We start from the raw sequence: 17597 nt of genomic DNA on the forward strand, positions 1-17597 counted from the left end.
ACCCATCCCCCCCTTTGTCGTGTCATGCGCTTTGGCAAAGCGCGGGGGATCATAAGCGGGGGCAGGCGTCGGGCACGGGGTGCGGGCGCGGGTTGATGCACTCTGTTTCAATTGCGGGAGGTTGGTGCCGCGCCTCCCGCAAGCGCGCCGCAGGTCTATGCCTGCGTGTACGCCGTCTTCACCGTCGTGTAGAACTCGGCGGCGTAACGTCCCTGCTCGCGTGGGCCGTAGCTGCTGCTCTTGCGGCCGCCAAACGGCACGTGGTAGTCCACGCCGGCCGTGGGCAGGTTCACCATCACCATGCCGGCTTGCGCGTGGCGCTTGAAGTGGGTGGCGTGCTTGAGGCTGGTGGTGGCGATGCCGCTGGCCAGGCCGAACTGCGTGTCGTTGGCCAGGGCCAGCGCTTCGTCGTAGTTCTTCACGCGCTGCACGCTCACCACGGGGCCAAAGATTTCTTCGCGGTTGATGCGCATGCCGGGTGTGGTTTCGGTGAACAGGGCGGGGCGCATGTAGTAGCCGGGGGCGCCATCGGCGTTCTTCTCCAGGGCTTCGCCGCCGAAGGCGAGCTTGGCGCCTTCTTGCTGGCCGATGCCGATGTATTCCAGGTCTTGCGCCAGCTGGCGGTCGTCCACCACGGGGCCGATGTCGGTGCCGGCCTTGCGGGCGTCGTCGACCTTCAGGGTTTTCATCTTCTCGATCACGGCGGCCACGAAGCGGTCGTGGATGCCTTCGGTCACGATCACGCGGCTGCTGGCGGTGCAGCGCTGGCCGGTGGAGAAGAAGCCGCTGTTGACGGCAGCGCCCACGGCCACGGCCAGGTCGGCGTCATCGAGCACCACGAAGGGGTTTTTGCCGCCCATCTCCAATTGCACCTTGGCGCCGCGTGGCACGCAGGCGGCGGCGACGCGCTGGCCCGTGCCCACCGATCCGGTGAAGCTCACGCCGGCGATGCGCTCGTCTTCCAGCAGCACCTGGCCCACTTCAGCGCCGCGGCCCATCACGAGGTTGAACACGCCGGCTGGGAGGCCCGCGCGGTGCAGGATGTCGGCCAGCGCCCAGGCGGAGCCCGGCACCACTTCGGCGGGCTTGAACACCACGCAGTTGCCGTAGGCAAGCGCGGGCGCGATCTTCCACGCAGGGATGGCGATGGGGAAGTTCCACGGCGTGATGATGCCGATCACGCCCAGTGGCTCGCGCGTGATCTCGATGCCCACGCCGGGGCGCACCGACGGGATCAGCTCGCCGCCGGGGCGCAGGGCCTCGCCCGCAAAGAACTTGAAGATGGCGGCCGCGCGGCCCACTTCGCCAATCGCCTCGGGCAGGGTCTTGCCTTCTTCGCGGGCGAGCAGGTCGCCCAGCTCGGCCTTGCGCGCAATGATCTCGTTGCCCACCGCATCCAGGATGTCAAAACGCTGCTGGGGCGTGGACAGGCTCCACGCGGGGAAAGCCGCATGCGCCGCTGACACGGCTTCCAGGGTTTGCTCGCGGCTGGCCACGGCGTAGTCGCCGATCACGTCGCGCGTGTCGGAGGGGTTGGTGTTTTGGTAAGTGCGGACGCCGTCGGTCCAGGCGCCGCCAATCAGGTTTGCATGCATGGTGGTGTGGTGGTTAGGAGGAGGGGGTTGAGAAAAAGGGCGGTCGCATGCCGGGCGCGCATGTTGCGCAGCGCAAGCAGGCTCTGGCACCCAGAAAGTCTTTCAATGTGCGCTGCGATGCCTCGCTACCGGCACATCCTGGTGCCTTGTAAGGTGCCGCAGCGCTGCGAGCGCGTGAGTGCACCGTGCCAAATTGCGTTGTATGTCATCGTACAACATAAGGAGATCCCTTGGATTTCGGGTAACTACTGATGGAACAACCGGGCACCTCGCCTTCCTTCGGATTCACCCCGTTCATCAAGGAGCGGCGAGCGTGTAGGGCGATTCAGCTCGCTTCGGCCTGCGCACGCCGCCGGCGTTCGCGGCTGTTGGCCAGGTGTGTGCGCATGGCGGCCCGGGCGCCGTCGGGGTCCTGGCCCACGATGGCGTCGTAGATGCTTTCATGCTCGCCGTTGACCCGGCGCAGGTACTGGCGCCGCTCGTCGTTGACCGAATCCATGGCGGCCAGGCGAGCGCGCGGAATGATCATGCTGCCCAGCGTGCCCATCAGTTCGGCGAAATGGCTGTTCTGCGTGGCGCGTGCGATTTCCAGGTGGAACTGGAAGTCCGCCGCCACAGCGTCGCGGCCCGCATCCACGGCGGCAGCCACGGCGTCCAGCGCCTCGCGCATGGCTTTCAGGTTGGCTTCGGTACGGCGCTGGGAGGCCAGTGCCGCCGCCTCGGTCTCCACACCGATGCGCAGCTCCAGCACGGCAATCACGTCGCGCAGTGTGCTGAACTGGTCGGGGGTGATCTTGAAGCCGGGCGCCTGGCCCAGCCCCAGGACAAAGGTGCCGATGCCGTGGCGCGTTTCCACCAGGCCAGAGGCCTGCAGCTTGGAAATCGCCTCGCGCACCACGGTGCGGCTCACGCTGAACTCGGCCATGATGGCCGCCTCGGTGGGCAGCTTGTCGCCCAGTGCCAGGCGGCCGTCGCGGATGCGGTCTCCCAGGGATTCGACAAGCTCCAGGGCCAGGGTGCGGGGCTTGCGGCGAAGCAGGGTATCGGTGGTCATTTCTTGGTGTTATCCCTATGGGGCGCCGGGGGCAGAAGCGGTACATTGCTCTTCGTTGTACGACAACTGATGACGTTCAACAGAATCTGTCGCCACTGTACCAAGAACCTCAGCCTTTGTAACTGCCATGCCTTGCCATCCGACGCCCATCCGTTTCCAACGCCTGCTATTGACCGGGGCTGCCGGAGGGTTGGGCCAGGAGTTGCGCTCGCGCCTGAAGGCCTACTGCACCACGCTGCGCCTGTCGGACATCGCAGACCTGGGTGTTGAGGCGGAGGGCGAGGAGGTGCGCCCCGCGCGGCTGGAAGATGCAGGCGCCGTGCTCAGCCTGCTGGACGGCGTGGATGCCGTCATCCACCTGGGCGGCGTGTCCACCGAACAGCCCTGGGACCTGATCCTGCAGGCCAACATCGTCGGCGCATACAACCTGTACGAGGCCGCCCGCAAGCAGGGCGTCAAGCGCGTGGTGTTCGCCAGCTCCAACCACGTCACCGGCTTCTATCGCCAGGACGAAGTGGTTGCTCTGGACGACCCTGCCCGCCCCGACGGCCTGTACGGCCTGTCCAAGGCGTTTGGCGAAGACCTCTCGCGTTTCTATTTCGACCGCTACGGCATCGAGACCGTGTGCCTGCGCATCGGCTCCTCGTTCCCCGAGCCGCGCAACCGCCGCATGCTGGCCACCTGGATGAGCTACGACGACCTGGAGCGCCTGGTGGTCGCCAGCCTGACCGCGCCGGTGGTGGGCCACAGCACCATCTACGGCATGGGCGACAACACCACCACCTGGTGGGACAACACCCTGGCGCGCCACATTGGCTACCGCCCGCAGGACAGCTCAGAGCCCTTCCGCGCCAAGGTCGAGGCCGCCGACCCGCACCCCGACCTGACCGACCCCGCCGTGATCTACCAGGGTGGCCCGTTCGTGCGCACCGGTCCTTTCGAATGAGCGCGCAGATGACCCAACAAGTGGACCTGCTGCTGCCCGACCACCGCGACCAGGTGGGCGAAAGTCCCGTATGGAGCCCTGCCGAGCAGGCACTGTATTGGGTCGACATCGAAGGCCGCAAGCTGCACCGCTGGACCTACGCGGACCAGCAAGTGCAAAGCTGGGAGACCAGCGAACGGCCCGCCTGCATCGCGCTGCATTCGGCCGGCGGCTTGATCGCCGGCATGGACACGGGCGTGTTCCACCTGCGGCCCGATGCCTCGGGCGCGCTGGCCGCCACGCGGCTGGCGGGTGTGGACCACCCGCAGTCCGGCATGCGTTTCAACGACGGCCGCTGCGATCGCCAGGGCCGCTTCTGGGCGGGCACGATGGTGCGCGACATGTCGCTGGCGCAGCCCGCCGGCGGGCTTTACCGCATGGATTCCCGTGGGCTGTCTGCGCCGCAGGTGTCGGGCCTGGTCACGCAAAACGGCCTGGGTTTCAGCCCCGATGGCAAAACCATGTACCTGAGCGACAGCCACCCCAGCGTGCAGCAGGTCTGGACGCTGCCGCTTCATGACGACGGCTCGCTGGGTGAGCGCTCGCTGTTCGTCGACATGCGCGATCTGCCCGGCCGGCCCGACGGCGGCGCGGTGGATGCCGACGGCTGCTACTGGATCTGCGGCAACGACGCAGGCGTGGTGCACCGCTTCACGCCCGACGGCCGCCTGGACCGTTCCATCACCGTGCCTACCAGCAAGCCCTCGATGTGCAGCTTCGGCGGCCCGGGGCTGGATGTGCTGCTCATCACCTCCATCCGCCCTGGACAGCCGCAGGGAGACGACGTGGCGCTCGGCGGCGCCCTCTTTGCCACCCGGCCCGGTGTGGCGGGGTTGCCGGAAACACCCTATCGGAGCGCCTGAGGACAACAGGCCCCGGAACTCTCCCCAATTCACAACACTTCAACCCAGGAGACAACCATGAAAATCCCCCATCTGTTTGGCCGCGTCGCATTGGCTGCCAGCGTCCTGTTCGGCGGCTTGGCTGCGCAGGCCACGGAGTTCCGCTCGTCGGACATCCACCCAGAGGACTACCCCACCGTGCTGGCCGTGCGCCACATGGGCGAGACGCTGTCCAAGGCCACGGGCGGCAAGCACAGCATCAAGGTGTATGCCAAGGGCTCCCTGGGCATCGAGAAGGACACCATCGAGCAGACCAAGCTGGGTGCGATTGCCATGACGCGTGTGAACGTCGCGCCGATGAACAACATCTGCCCTGCGACCATGGTGCCCACCATGCCTTTCCTGTTCCGCGACAAGGAACACATGCGCAAGGTGCTCGATGGAGCCATCGGCGACGAGATCCTGAAGGACTGCGAATCGCAAGGCTTCGTCGGCCTCGCGTTCTATGACTCCGGCGCCCGCTCGATCTACACCGTCAAGAAACCGGTCAAGACCCTGGCCGACGTCAAGGGCCTGAAGGTGCGTGTGCAGCAGAGCGATCTGTGGGTGTCGCTGCTCGAAGCCATGGGCGCCAACGCCACCCCCATGCCGTTCGGCGAGGTCTACACCGCGCTCAAGACCGGGCTGGTGGACGCTGCCGAGAACAACTACCCCAGCTACGAAAGCTCGCGCCACTTCGAAGTGGCCAAGTACTTCAACAAGACCGAGCACTCGATGGCGCCGGAGATCCTGTTGTTCAGCAAGCGCGTGTGGGACACCCTGAGCGCTGACGAGCAAAAGGCCATCCGCGCTGCAGCCAAGGAATCGGTGGGTTTCATGCGCAAGATCTGGGACGAGCGTGAAGAAAAGTCCCTGGCCACGGTGAAGGCCGGCGGCGCGCAGATCGTCGAGATCGACAAGGCTGCGTTCAAGACCGCCATGAAGCCGGTGTACGACAAGTTCCTGAAGGACCAGAAGCTCCAGGACATGGTCAAGCGCATCGACGCGGTGCAGTAATTTGCACGAGCCCCAGCGCACTGCGGTGCGCTGGGGCCCATCCCATTTTTGTCTTCTGAATGTTTCTTATGTATACGCGTCTCTGCGCTTTCATCGCGCGCACCTGCCTTCAGCTGGGTGTCGGGGGGCTGGTGCTGCTGGTGTGCGCCGTGCTCTATCAGGTCGTCGGCCGCTACATCTTCAACAACACACCCACCTGGGCCGAGAGCAGCGCCGTGCTGCTGGTGCTGTACGTGACCATGCTGGGCATGGCCGTGGGGGTGCGTGATGCCGGGCACATCGGCCTCGAATCGTTCCTGGTGCTCGCGCCCGACTGGCTGCGCCACAAGCTGGAAATCGTGATCCACGTGCTGGTGCTGATCTTCGGCGTGGTCATGGCCTGGAACTGCGGCGTGCTGGCCGAGTCCGTGGCGCCCTACAAGATTCCCACGCTCGGCATCTCCGAAGCGTTCAAGTACGTTCCCCCCGCGCTCGCTGGCGTGCTGGTGGCGATGTTCTCCCTGGAGCACATCATCGCCCTGGTCCGCGGCACAGAGGTCGAGCCCGCCTGGCATTGAGATGAACGACACCCCCCTGAGCGCCTGCGGCGCTTCCCCCCGCTCTCGCATGGCTGCGCCATGCGGGCAGAGGGACGCAGCCCTCGCTGCGGGGCGGCCCTTGCTCGGCTGCCCTGGCAGGGGTCATGCCCGCTTCATGCGCCATGCCGAGATGACCGAAGCGGTCCCTGCATGCGTCCCTCCGCACCCTAATGTTCCAGTAAAGATTCCACCATCATGGCGTTGACCATTCTGTGCGTGACCTTCACGCTCCTGCTGCTGCTGGGCGTGCCCGTGGCCTTTTCCATCGGTTTGTCGTCACTGGCGACCATCCTGTATGAAGGCCTGCCGCTGGCGGTGGGCTTCCAGCAGATGATTTCGGGCATGAACCCGTTCTCGTTCCTGGCGATTCCGTTCTTCATCTTCGCGGGCGAGATCATGATGTACGGAGGCATTGCCGACCGCATCGTGGTGTTCGCCAAGAGCGTGGCCGGCCATGTGCGCGGCGGGCTGGGCATGAGCAACGTGCTGGCCTGCACGCTGTTCGGCGGCGTCTCGGGCTCGCCCGTGGCCGACGTGTCCGCCATGGGCGCCGTGCTCATCCCGCAGATGAAGAAAGAGGGCTACCACGCCGACTACGCGGTCAACGTGACCACGCACGCCTCGCTGGTGGGCGCGCTCATGCCCACGTCGCACAACCTGATCATCTTCACGCTGGCCGCCGGCGGCAAGGTGAGCATTGCCGCGCTGATCCTGGCCGGCATCGTGCCTGCGCTGCTGCTGACCGTGTGCAACCTGCTGGCCGCCTACCTGGTGGCCGTCAAGCGCGGTTACCCATCGGGCACGTTCCCCGGCTGGGAGATCGTGTGGATCTCGTTCCGGGCGTCGGTCCCCGGGCTGGCCGTGGTGGTCATCATCATCGCGGGCATCTTGTCGGGGGCGTTCACGGCGACGGAGTCCGCCTCGGTGGCGGTGATCTGGGCGTTGCTGCTGTCGGTGTTCGTCTACAAGAAACTCACCCGCGAGCAGTTTCTCAAGGCCGCCTCCAAGGCCGTCAAGACCACGGGCACCGTGCTGCTGCTGATCGGCATCTCGTCGATGTTCGGCTACCTTATCGGCCTGTACGGCGTGGCCGAGCTGACCGGCGAGGCACTCAAGTCCATGAGCACATCGCCGTGGGTCATCTTCCTGTGCGTGAACATCATCCTGTTCATCCTGGGCACGTTCCTGGACATGGCGGCCACCATCCTGATCTGCACGCCGATCTTCCTGCCCATCTGCCAGCAGTTCGGCATGAGCACGGAGCAATTCGGCATCGTGATCCTGATCAACTGCGCGCTGGGGCTGAACACGCCGCCGGTGGGGACCACGCAGTTCATTGGCTGCACCATCGGAGGCATCTCCGTGGGCGAGGTGATGAGAACCATCTGGCCGTTCTACAGCGCGCTCATCGTGGCGCTGATGCTGGTGACGTACGTGCCGCAGTTCTCGATGTGGCTGCCGGACCTCGTGCTCAAGGGCGGTGGGTGAAGCGCGGGGGGCTGGCCGCAACCAGCCGGCCCCCTGCCTTGGCTTGTCCACCGGGTGTGACGATGTGAAGGCAGTGCCATGTGCGCGGCGCCTGGGATGACCCTGGCAGCGGCATGGCGCGATTTTTTGTGCAAGCTGTGTAGCGCCAGCAAGAAGTTAAAGAAGTGACAGACCCGATGCGAGAAGCCCTCACCATCCGCATGCATGCGGAAGACAACGTCGCCATCGTCGCCAACGACGGTGGCCTGCCCGCGGGCACCGTGCTGCCGCCGGGCGTGCCCGGTGCAGGCATCGCGCTGCGCGACAAGGTGCCGCAGGGCCACAAGGTGGCGCTGGCAGACATCCCTGAAGGTGCCGTGGTGCGCCGCTACAACGTGCCCATCGGCTACGCGCTCAAGGACATCCCCGCAGGCAGCTGGGTGCACGAGCGGCTACTGCAAATGCCTGCAGCCCGCGCGCTGGAAGGCCTGCCCATGGCCACGGTGAAGCCCCCGGTGCTCGAACCCCTCACCGGCTACACCTTCGAGGGCTACCGCAACGCGGACGGCTCGGTGGGCACGCGCAACATCCTGGCCATCACCACCACGGTGCAGTGCGTGGCCGGCGTGGTCGCGCAGGCCGTGCACCGCATCAAGACCGAGCTGCTGCCGTTGTTTCCGAACGTCGACGACGTGATCGGCCTGGAACACACCTACGGCTGCGGCGTGGCCATCGACGCGCCCGACGCGGTCATCCCCATCCGCACGCTCAAGCACATCAGCCTGAACCCCAACTTCGGCGGCGAGATCATGGTGGTGAGCCTGGGCTGCGAAAAGCTGCAGCCCGACCGCCTGCTGCCCCCGGGCAGCTTCCCCATCACCGACGAGCGCGACGCCGCACTCGGCCCCGAGACGGTGTGCCTGCAGGCCGACCACCACGTGGGCTTCATGTCGATGCTGGATGACATACTGCAAAGCGCCAGGCCCCACCTCACGCGCCTGAACGCCCGCCGCCGCGAGACCATCCCCGCCAGCGAGCTGGTGCTGGGCGTGCAGTGCGGCGGCAGCGATGCGTTCTCGGGCGTCACCGCCAACCCGGCCGTGGGTTTCTGCGCCGACCTGCTGGTGCGTGCCGGTGCCACGGTGATGTTCAGCGAGAACACCGAGGTGCGCGACGCGGTCGAGCAGCTCACCAGCCGCGCAGCCACGCCCGAGGTGGCCGAAGCCATCGTGCGCGAACTGGGCTGGTACGACCGCTACCTGGACCGCGGCCGCGTGGACCGCGCGGCCAACACCACGCCGGGCAACAAGGCGGGTGGCTTGTCCAACATCGCCGAGAAGGCCATGGGCTCCATCATCAAGAGCGGCACCGCGCCCATCTCGCACGTGCTGGCCCCGGGCGAAAAACTGCGCCGCGACCAGCGCGGCCTGGTGTATGCCGCCACGCCCGCCAGCGACTTCATCTGCGGCACGCTGCAACTGGCCGCCGGCATGAACCTGCACGTCTTCACCACCGGCCGGGGCACGCCCTACGGCCTGGCCGAATGCCCCGTGGTCAAGGTGGCCACGCGCAGTGACCTGGCGCGCCGCTGGCACGACCTGATGGACATCAACGCCGGCAAGATCGCCGACGGCGAAGCCACCATCGAAGACCTGGGCTGGGAGATGTTCCGCCTGCTGCTCGACGTGGCCAGCGGCCGCAAGAAGACCTGGGCCGAGCACTGGAAGCTGCACAACGCGCTGGTGCTGTTCAACCCCGCACCCGTCACCTGAACCCCGCCGGGCCCCGGCCCTTTGTGTTCCCTCTTCAACAGCCCTTGCCTGCAAGGGCTGTTGTCCTTGAAAGACCGTTTCTCATGGGTCACACCCGATTTTCCGACCGCAAGGTCGTGGTGGCGCTGGCGCTGCTGTGTTGCCTGCTGTGGGGCAGCTCGTACCCTGCCATCAAGACCGGCTACGCCTGGTTTGGCATTGCCAGGAGCGACATTCCCTCGCAGCTGGTATTCGCCGGCTGGCGCTTTCTGGGGGCGGGGCTGATCCTGCTGGCCTGGGCCGTGGCCACGCGCAAGGCCATCTGGGGTCTGGGCTTTGCAGCAGGGCGGCAGCTGATAGTGCTTGGGCTGGCGCAGACCACGCTGCAATACGTGTTTTTCTACGTGGGGCTGGCGTACACCACAGGGGTCAAGGGTTCGATCATGAATGCCACGGGCACCTTCTTCAGCGTGCTGCTGGCGCACTGGGTCTATCACAACGACCGCCTGAGCCACGCCAAGCTGTGGGGCTGCCTGGTGGGCTTTGTCGGAGTGATGGTGGTCAACCTGGGGCGCGGCACGTTGGACATGGATTTCACGCTGCTGGGCGAGGGCTTTGTGGTGATCGCCGCGTTGGTGCTGGCTGCGGCCAGCATCTATGGCAAACAGGTCTCGCAGCGCATGGATTCGGTGGTCATGACCGGCTGGCAGCTGGGGCTGGGTGGCGCCGCGCTGCTGGCCATCGGCGGGGCGTTGGGCGGCTCGCTCACCGGCTTCACCTGGGGCTCCACCGCGCTCCTGGTGTACCTGGCGCTGCTGTCGTCGGCCGCGTTCTCGCTGTGGAGCATCTTGCTCAAGCACAACCGCGTGAGCCAGATCACGGTGTTCAACTTCACAGTGCCGATCTTCGGCGCGGCGCTGTCGGCGCTGTTCCTGGGCGAGGCGCTGCTGGAGTGGAAGAATCTGCTGGCCCTGGTGCTGGTGTGCGCGGGCATCTGGCTGGTCACGCGCGATACGCCCGAGCCACCTGTTGCCAAATAGACTTGCGGCCATGGCCTATTCCCTATCACTCGAAGCGTTTCAGCGCGACCTGCACGGGCAGCGCACCGATCTTTTCACCCTGCGCGGCGCAGGCGGCCTGCAGGTGGCCGTGAGCAACTACGGCGCCCGCCTGGTGCAGGTGGCGGTGCCCGACGGGCAGGGCGGCCTGGCCGATGTGGCGCTGGGCTACGACAGCCTGCAGGGCTACGTGGACGGGCAACTCTCCATGGGCGCATTGATCGGGCGCTGGGCCGGGCGTTTGCGCGCAGGCAAGCTCACCCGGCCGGATGGTTCGCTTCTGCAATTGCCCACCAACAGCGGCCCACACCACCACCATGGCGGGCCACGGGGCAGCCGCTTTCAGGTGTTCGCGGTCGAAGACGTGCAGGCCGATGCGCTCACCCTGAGCCACACCTTTCGCACCGAAGACGACGGTGTACCCGGTGACGTGCACGTGCAGCTTCACCTGCAGGTCACGGCCGACAACGCACTCCACATGGCCTGGACGGCGGAGGCGCTGCACGCTTCCACCATGCTGAACCTCACCGGGCATGCGTTCTTCAACCTGGCGGGCCGTGGCAGCACTCACGGCCACACCTTGCAGGTGCCCGCCAGCCGCTATGTGCCGCTGGCAGCCGACGTGTGCCCCACGGGCGCGCTGGCTGGCGTGTTGGGCACGCCATTCGACTTCCGCGAGGCCCGCCGCGTGGGCGACGCAGTGGCAGCGCCCAGCGAGCAACTGGCCCTGGCCGGTGGGCTGGACCACTACCTGGTGCTGGACGAAGCGGATGCATCCCATGCGCCGCCCGTGTCATCCATCACCCCAGCCGGCCTGCGGCTGGCCGCGCTGCTGAGCGAGCCCGGCAGCCGCCGTGCGATGGAGGTCTGGAGCACAGCGCCCGGTGTGCAGGTCTATGCGGGCCATGGCCTGAAGGCGGACCCGGCGCGGGACCTGGGCCGTGGCGCGCGGCAGGGCGACTGGCTCTGGCAGCCAGGCGACGGCATCTGCCTGGAGCCCATGGAGTACCCTGATGCGCCCAACCACGCCGCCTTTCCCATGCGCTGGTTGGCGCCCGGGGAGATGGTGCGGGGGGCGATCGTGTACCGGTTTCGCAGCCTCTGAGCGCAGTGGTCAGCGAGGTGCCCGTTTTTCGGCATGCCGCGCTACCATGCCCCCTGGCTTTCAACCGAGGTCGTTCATGGACACAAGCTACACCCCCAGTACCGATTGGCAAGAAGTGGTGGCCCCCGACGAGGCCCAGCGCTTTGCCGGATATGCGCGCCAGTTTGCCGAACTACAGGCGCGCAAGTCGCACAAGTACGGCACAGGCCGGGGCTTGCACCGCAAGCAGCTCACCGCTGCGCGGGGCCAGCTGCAGGTGCTGGGCGATCTGCCTGCATTTGCGTCCCACGGGCTGTTTGCCCAGCCCGGGCAGTACGACGTGCGGGTGCGGCTGAGCAATGGCGGCATGGACAAGACCTCCGACCGCAAGCCTGACATCCGGGGCTTTTCGTTCAGCGTGTTGGGCGTGCAGGGCGATTCCGCCCTGGGCAATGGGCCCGCCAAAAGCCAGGACTTCACGCTCATCAACCAGGAGAAGTTCGCCTTTCCCCAAAGCGGCGAGTTCGTGGACTTTGTGGTGGCGGCCTCGCATGGCGGCGGCGCGTTGATCAAGTTCCTGGTGCAGCGCCACGGGCTGCTGGGGGCCGCCAAGCAGATCGCCAAGACGGTCAAGACTTTCGGCCGGCCCTTCGGCGGCTTTGCAGCGCATGCCGTGCACAGTGCTGCGCCCATCGCGTGTGGGCCCTATGCGGTGCGCGTGCGGCTGGTGCCCCATGTCGCCAATGGCGCACCGGTCACCCAGGTGCAGGACGATTGGAACGCCGAGTTTTCTGCCCGTCTGCGCCAGCAGGACCTGCAATGGGATTTGCAATTGCAGCCCTTTGTGGACGAGGCCACCACCCCCATCGAAGACGCCAGCGTGGACTGGCCCACGCCCTACACCACCGTGGCCCGGCTGACCTTGCCCCGGCAAGACCCTGCAGCCGACCCCACGCTGGCCGAGCAGGTGGAGGCGGCCGTGTTCGACCCCTGGCAGGCTCTGGCGGCGCACCGCCCGCTGGGCGATGTGATGCGCGCCCGCAAGGTGGTGTACTTCGAGAGCCAGAAGGGGCGCGGGGCCGCATAGTCTGCGCTTTTTTTGCAGGGAGCCCCGCCGTCCACGGCGTCCGCCCCGTGCCACCGGAGCGCCCCGGAGTGCCTCTAAGTTTCGTCTAAGTGTTGGTGTCCACACTGCCCTCCATCGCAACTCCGATTGGAAAGGCACCACACCATGAACACGACCACGCTGACCTCCAACCCCCGCCACCTCATCCTGGCCCTGGTGGCCGCAGGGGCGGTGGGCGCCACGGGCGCGGGCCTCATCACCGGGCACCAGGCGCGCGCTTTGACCCCCACCGCGCCCATCGTTGCGCAGACCCCGGCCGCCCCCGGCGGTGCGCTGCCCAGCTTTGCCCAGATCACCGCGCAGAACGGCCCGGCCGTCGTCAACATCAGTGTCACGGGCAGCACCAAGACGGCGATGGCCAGCGACGAAGACGACGATGAAGGGCAACCCGCCGCGCGCCAGCGCCGGGGCCCGCAGATCGATCCGAACGATCCGTTCTACGAGTTCTTCCGCCAGTTCGGCTTTCCCGGCGCGGGCGCGCAGGGCCAGCCCAACGTGCCCACGCATGGCCAGGGCTCTGGCTTTATCGTCAGCCCCGACGGCCTGGTGCTGACCAATGCCCACGTGGTCAAGGGTGCGAGCGATGTCACCGTCAAGCTCACCGACCGGCGCGAATTCCGCGCGAAGGTGTTGGGCGCCGACCCCAAGACCGACGTGGCTGTGCTCAAGATTGACGCCAAGGATCTGCCCACCGTGCGCCTGGGCAGCACGCGGGACCTGCAGGTGGGCGAATGGGTGCTGGCCATCGGCTCGCCCTTTGGCTTCGAGAACAGCGTGACGGCGGGTGTGGTCAGTGCCAAGGGCCGCTCGCTGCCCGACGACAGCCTGGTGCCCTTCATCCAGACCGACGTGGCCGTGAACCCCGGCAACTCGGGTGGGCCGCTGTTCAATGCGCGCGGCGAGGTGGTGGGCATCAACTCGCAGATCTACAGCCGCTCGGGCGGCTACCAGGGCGTGTCGTTCTCCATCCCCATCGAGCTGGCCGCCAAGATCAAGGACCAGATCGTCGCCACCGGCAAGGTGCGCCACGCGCAATTGGGCGTGGCCGTGCAGGAGGTGAACCAGGCGTTTGCCGAATCGTTCGCGCTCGACAAACCCGAGGGTGCGCTGGTCGCCAGCGTCAGCAAGGGCAGCCCGGCCGACAAGGCGGGCCTGCAGGCTGGTGACGTGATCCGCCAGGTGGACGGCCAGCCCATCGTGGCCTCGGGCGACCTGCCCGCCTGGGTGGGCCAGGCGCAGCCGGGGCAGCAGGCCAGGCTGTCGGTGTGGCGCCAGGGCAAGCCGCTGGAGCTGACCGCTACGCTGGGTGATTCCAGCGACAAGGCCAGCAAGCAGGCGCGCAATGACGATGCCGTGGGCAAGGGCCAGCTGGGCCTGTCGCTGCGCCCGCTGGACCCCGAGGAGCGCCGCGAGGTGGGTGTGAGCGAGGGCTTGGTGATCGAACAGGCGCGTGGCCCCGCTGCGGCGGCCGGTGTGCAGCCGGGCGATGTGCTGCTGGCCATCAACGGCGCACCCGCCAGGAACATCGACCAGGTCCGCACGGCCATGGCCAAGGCGGGCAAGTCGGTGGCGCTGCTGATAGAGCGCGATGGCAACAAGATCTTTGTACCAGTGCGCCTGGGGTAAGCCGTGAGGAGCGTCTGCCGTCGGCAACGCCCTTGCGGCGGGCGGCTCCTGTCAGCGCGGCAGCGCCTCCACCTCCTTGGTCCAGCGGTCAATCAGGCGCCTGCGCTCGGCAGCCTTGCCGTATTTTTCAAAGTCGTATTTGATGAGCCTGACGTTGTCCAGCGTCGGGATGCGCGGGTCCATCTTGAAGCTCTTGTTGGCCGGCACCTGGTAGCTGCCCACCTGGGCGCCCACGGCCTGGCCTTCGGCGCTCATCAGCCAGTCGTAATACTTCTTGGCGTTCTCCATGTTGCGCGCACCTTTGATCAGGGCAATGCCACCGATCTCGTAGCTGGTGCCTTCGCAGGGGGCCTGGGTCTTGACCGGGTACTTGTCGGCCTTCCACTTCTCGAAGTTGAACATGAAGGTGATGCCCACCCCCACTTCGCCCTTGGCCACATTGGGCGCTTGCGCCTGGCCGCTGCGGGTGTAGGTGGTGGTGTTCTTGTGCAAGGCCTTGAGGTAATCGAAAGCCTTGTCCTCGCCCATCAGCTGCACCAGGCCTGCAATCACGGTGTAGGCCGTGCCGCTGGAGGCCGGGTGCGAGATTTCCACCTCGCCCTTGTACTCGGGCTTGATCACATCGGCCCAGCATTGCGGCTCGGGCAGTTTCTTCTTCTTGAGGGTATCGGTGTTGTAGCCAAAGCCGATGGCCGAACTGTAAAAGCCCCCCACCTGGTTCCCCGACATCGCGTACTGGCGCACGCTCCAGCCGTGCAGATCCTGGAGATAGCCCGGGCGGTATTCGGCCAGAAGACCTTGCTCGGCCACTTGAAGGAACGGGTCGCCCGTGCCACCCCACCAGATGTCGGTCTTGGGGTTGTTGGCCTCGGCACGCAGCTGCGCCGCGATTTCGCCCGTACCCTTGTGCGCCTGGTTGACCTTGATGCCGGTCTTTTTGGTGAACTCCTTGGCGGCGGCTTCGCACCAAGGGGCGTCGGTGCTGCACAGCGCATTGACCACGCCTTGTGCCTGCGCGCCTGCCGACAAGGTCGCCAGCGCGGCCGCCGCAGCAATGAACCGGATTTTGTGGAATGCCATCGCTCTTGCTCCTTACGTTCTGTTTTTGTGGCCCGACACGGGGATCGGGTTGTTCGCCCAGCGCCCGTTGATTGTGGCAGTGATGTGACATGACAAACGGTGCGCCCCCCGTGAGGCCCTGTCCACGGCAAGCCGTGGCACCGCCGCTATCCTTGGCGGACTACATTTCACCGATCCTTTGGACCCGTTGCCATGCGCCTGCTGCTCGTTGAAGACGACCCCATGATCGGCGAAGCCGTGCTGGACCTGCTGCGTGCCGAGCACTACGCCGTGGACTGGGCGCGTGACGGCGATGCGGCCGACACCGCCCTGCGCACCCAGCCCTACGACCTGGTGCTGCTCGACCTGGGCCTGCCCAAACGCGACGGCCTGGCCGTGCTGCGCGACCTGCGTGCCCGCAAGAACCGCACCCCCGTGCTGGTGGCGACCGCCCGCGATGCCGTCGCACATCGCATCGAGGGGCTCGACGCCGGGGCCGACGACTACGTGCTCAAGCCCTACGACCTGGACGAGTTGCTCGCCCGCATCCGCGCCCTGCTGCGCCGCGCTGCGGGGCGGGCTGAGCCGGTGTACGAACACAAGGGCGTGTGCATCAACCCCGCCACGCGCGAGGCCACGGTGCAGGGTGTTCCTGTCGTGCTGTCGGCGCGCGAATGGGCGGTGCTGGAGCCGCTCATCGCCCGGCCTGGCATGGTGCTGTCGCGCCAGCAGCTCGAAGACAAGCTCTACGGCTGGGGCGACGAGGTGAGTAGCAACGCGGTGGAGGTCTACATCCACGGCCTGCGCAAGAAGCTGGGGGCCGAGGTGCTGCTCAACGTGCGCGGCGTCGGCTATTTAGTACCCAAGGTATGACCTACAAGCTCACCCCGGCCCTCCACGGGCTGCTTCCCCGATCACTGCGCATGCGGTTGCTGGTGTTTTTGCTCGCCGCCATCGTGCTGGCCGGTGCGGTGCAGGGGGCGCTGGCCTACCGGGGCGCACTGGCCGAGGCCGACACGCTGTTCGACTACCACATGCAGCAGACCGCGCTGGCGCTGCGCTCGGGCCTGCCGGTGGACGCGCAGGGCCTGGGCCCGGGGCTGGACCCCGAGGACGAGAACCACGAATTCGTCGTACAGGTGTGGACCAACGAGGGCCTGCGCATTTTCGAATCCGCCGTGGGCGCGGAGCTGCCGCAGATCGCCGTGCTGGGCTTTACCGATGTGCAGGCGCGCGGCGGCACCTATCGCGTGTTTTCGATGCAGACGCGCTCGCAGGTCATCCAGGTGGCGCAGAACATGGCCGCGCGGCGCGACATGGCCCGCACCCTGGCACTGCGCACGCTGGCGCCGTTGGCCATCATGGCGCCGCTGTTGGTGCTGGCCGTGTGGTGGGGCGTGAGCCGGTCGCTGGCCCCGGTGGAACGCGTGCGTCGCCAGCTGGCCCAGCGCCAGGCCGACGACCTCTCGCCCGTGAGTGATGCGCAGCTGCCCGACGAAGTGCAGCCGCTGGTGAGTGAACTCAACCTGCTGTTCGAGCGTGTCCAGCGCGCGTTCGATGCCCAGCAGCACTTTGTGGCCGACGCCGCGCACGAGCTTCGCTCGCCCCTGGCCGCGCTGCGCCTGCAGCTGCAGGGTCTGCAGCGCGCGGGCGACGACGCCGCGCGTGCTGCCGCCATCGAACGCCTGTCGGCCGGCATCGACCGCGCCACGCGCCTCGTCGAACAGTTGCTGACGCTGGCTCGGCAGGAGGCCGCCGCAACACCGGCCGAACCCGTGGACCTGCGCGCCACCGCCCAGCTGGCCCTGGCCGACGTGGCCCCCGCGGCGCAGGTGCGCAGCATGGACGTGGGCCTGCTCGACTCCGACGCCGCCACCGTACCCGGAAATGCCGAGGCCCTGCGCATGCTGGCGCGCAATCTGCTGGACAACGCGATCAAGTACACCCCACCCGGCGGCCAGGTGGACCTGCAGGTGCGCAGGGAGGGCGACCACGCCGTGCTCACGGTGGAAGACAGCGGCCCCGGCATCGCCCCCGAGCACCGCGAGCGCGTGATGCTGCGTTTTGTGCGCGAAACCTCGGAAGGCGCCCCCGGCAGCGGCCTGGGCCTGGCCATCGTGCAGGCCATTGCACAGGCCCATGGCGCCACGGTGCAACTGGGCGCTTCGCCGCGCCTGGGGGGCCTGCTGGTGACCGTGCGGTTTGGCTGATGCTTGGTGGCGGGAAAGCCCCTTGGATGCAGGTTCTGTCTGTTGATAATGCTTCAAATTTAATAGCTATTGACGCTTGATAGACAAGCGCTGGAGGTCAAAAAAC

General features: G+C 66.9%; 15 protein-coding genes. 12 read left to right on the top strand and 3 right to left on the bottom strand.

All coding sequences use genetic code 11. The annotated features are described in order from the left end of the window. Positions 1-155: 155 nt before the first annotated feature. Both ASE52_RS11640 and ASE52_RS11645 read right to left on the bottom strand, forming a co-directional pair. Positions 156-1595: an aldehyde dehydrogenase family protein gene (locus tag ASE52_RS11640; protein WP_010459453.1), complete on the bottom strand. Its 1440-nt coding sequence runs from the start codon at positions 1593-1595 to the stop codon at positions 156-158. A gap of 325 nt (positions 1596-1920) precedes the next feature. After that, positions 1921-2649 (bottom strand): FadR/GntR family transcriptional regulator, encoded by a 729-nt coding sequence (locus ASE52_RS11645; RefSeq protein WP_010459451.1) that lies wholly within the window; start codon positions 2647-2649, stop codon positions 1921-1923. A 127-nt stretch (positions 2650-2776) separates the two neighbouring features. Here ASE52_RS11645 and ASE52_RS11650 point away from each other — a divergent pair, with 127 nt between their 5' ends. From ASE52_RS11650 to ASE52_RS11695, 10 genes are all read left to right on the top strand, one after another. Then, positions 2777-3595, top strand: a complete 819-nt coding sequence (locus ASE52_RS11650; protein ID WP_029413265.1) for an NAD(P)-dependent oxidoreductase — start codon at positions 2777-2779, stop codon at positions 3593-3595. Positions 3596-3603: 8 nt separating this feature from the next. After that, complete coding sequence (locus tag ASE52_RS11655; protein WP_057227186.1) at positions 3604-4497, top strand: SMP-30/gluconolactonase/LRE family protein; 894 nt, start codon at positions 3604-3606, stop codon at positions 4495-4497. A gap of 57 nt (positions 4498-4554) precedes the next feature. Further along, complete coding sequence (locus ASE52_RS11660; RefSeq protein WP_057226267.1) at positions 4555-5532, top strand: TRAP transporter substrate-binding protein; 978 nt, start codon at positions 4555-4557, stop codon at positions 5530-5532. Positions 5533-5600: 68 nt separating this feature from the next. Continuing rightward, complete coding sequence (locus ASE52_RS11665) at positions 5601-6089, top strand: TRAP transporter small permease (RefSeq protein ID WP_010459444.1); 489 nt, start codon at positions 5601-5603, stop codon at positions 6087-6089. Positions 6090-6305: 216 nt separating this feature from the next. Continuing rightward, a complete protein-coding gene (locus ASE52_RS11670; RefSeq protein WP_010459442.1) occupies positions 6306-7598 on the top strand; it encodes a TRAP transporter large permease in 1293 nt (430 codons plus the stop codon). 176 nt (positions 7599-7774) lie between these two features. Then, the gene (gene garD, locus ASE52_RS11675) at positions 7775-9349 is read left to right on the top strand and encodes a galactarate dehydratase (RefSeq protein WP_241776983.1); all 1575 of its coding nucleotides are present in this window, start codon (positions 7775-7777) and stop codon (positions 9347-9349) included. A gap of 83 nt (positions 9350-9432) precedes the next feature. After that, positions 9433-10368 (top strand): DMT family transporter, encoded by a 936-nt coding sequence (locus ASE52_RS11680; RefSeq protein ID WP_057226271.1) that lies wholly within the window; start codon positions 9433-9435, stop codon positions 10366-10368. 10 nt (positions 10369-10378) lie between these two features. Continuing rightward, entirely contained in the window at positions 10379-11491 is a 1113-nt protein-coding gene (locus ASE52_RS11685; RefSeq protein WP_057226273.1) for an aldose epimerase family protein, read from the top strand. A gap of 76 nt (positions 11492-11567) precedes the next feature. Then, positions 11568-12557 carry a hypothetical protein gene (locus ASE52_RS11690; protein ID WP_057226275.1) on the top strand — a complete coding sequence of 330 codons (990 nt, stop codon included), beginning with the start codon at positions 11568-11570 and terminating at the stop codon, positions 12555-12557. 144 nt (positions 12558-12701) lie between these two features. Continuing rightward, positions 12702-14222, top strand: a complete 1521-nt coding sequence (locus ASE52_RS11695; protein WP_010459432.1) for a DegQ family serine endoprotease — start codon at positions 12702-12704, stop codon at positions 14220-14222. A 51-nt stretch (positions 14223-14273) separates the two neighbouring features. On the opposite strand, the gene ASE52_RS11700 is transcribed toward ASE52_RS11695, so the two are convergent. Then, complete coding sequence (locus ASE52_RS11700; protein WP_057226277.1) at positions 14274-15302, bottom strand: ABC transporter substrate-binding protein; 1029 nt, start codon at positions 15300-15302, stop codon at positions 14274-14276. Positions 15303-15494: 192 nt separating this feature from the next. Here ASE52_RS11700 and ASE52_RS11705 point away from each other — a divergent pair, with 192 nt between their 5' ends. Together ASE52_RS11705 and ASE52_RS11710 are read left to right on the top strand one after the other, a co-directional pair. Further along, positions 15495-16154 (top strand): response regulator transcription factor, encoded by a 660-nt coding sequence (locus ASE52_RS11705; RefSeq protein WP_057226278.1) that lies wholly within the window; start codon positions 15495-15497, stop codon positions 16152-16154. Then, positions 16151-17491 carry an ATP-binding protein gene (locus ASE52_RS11710; protein WP_057226280.1) on the top strand — a complete coding sequence of 447 codons (1341 nt, stop codon included), beginning with the start codon at positions 16151-16153 and terminating at the stop codon, positions 17489-17491. Before ASE52_RS11705 ends, ASE52_RS11710 begins: the two co-directional genes overlap by 4 nt. Positions 17492-17597: the final 106 nt, after the last annotated feature.

Origin of the sequence: Acidovorax sp. Root275 (assembly GCF_001428965.1) — a bacterium.
Taxonomy (GTDB): Bacteria; Pseudomonadota; Gammaproteobacteria; order Burkholderiales; family Burkholderiaceae_C; genus Acidovorax; species Acidovorax radicis.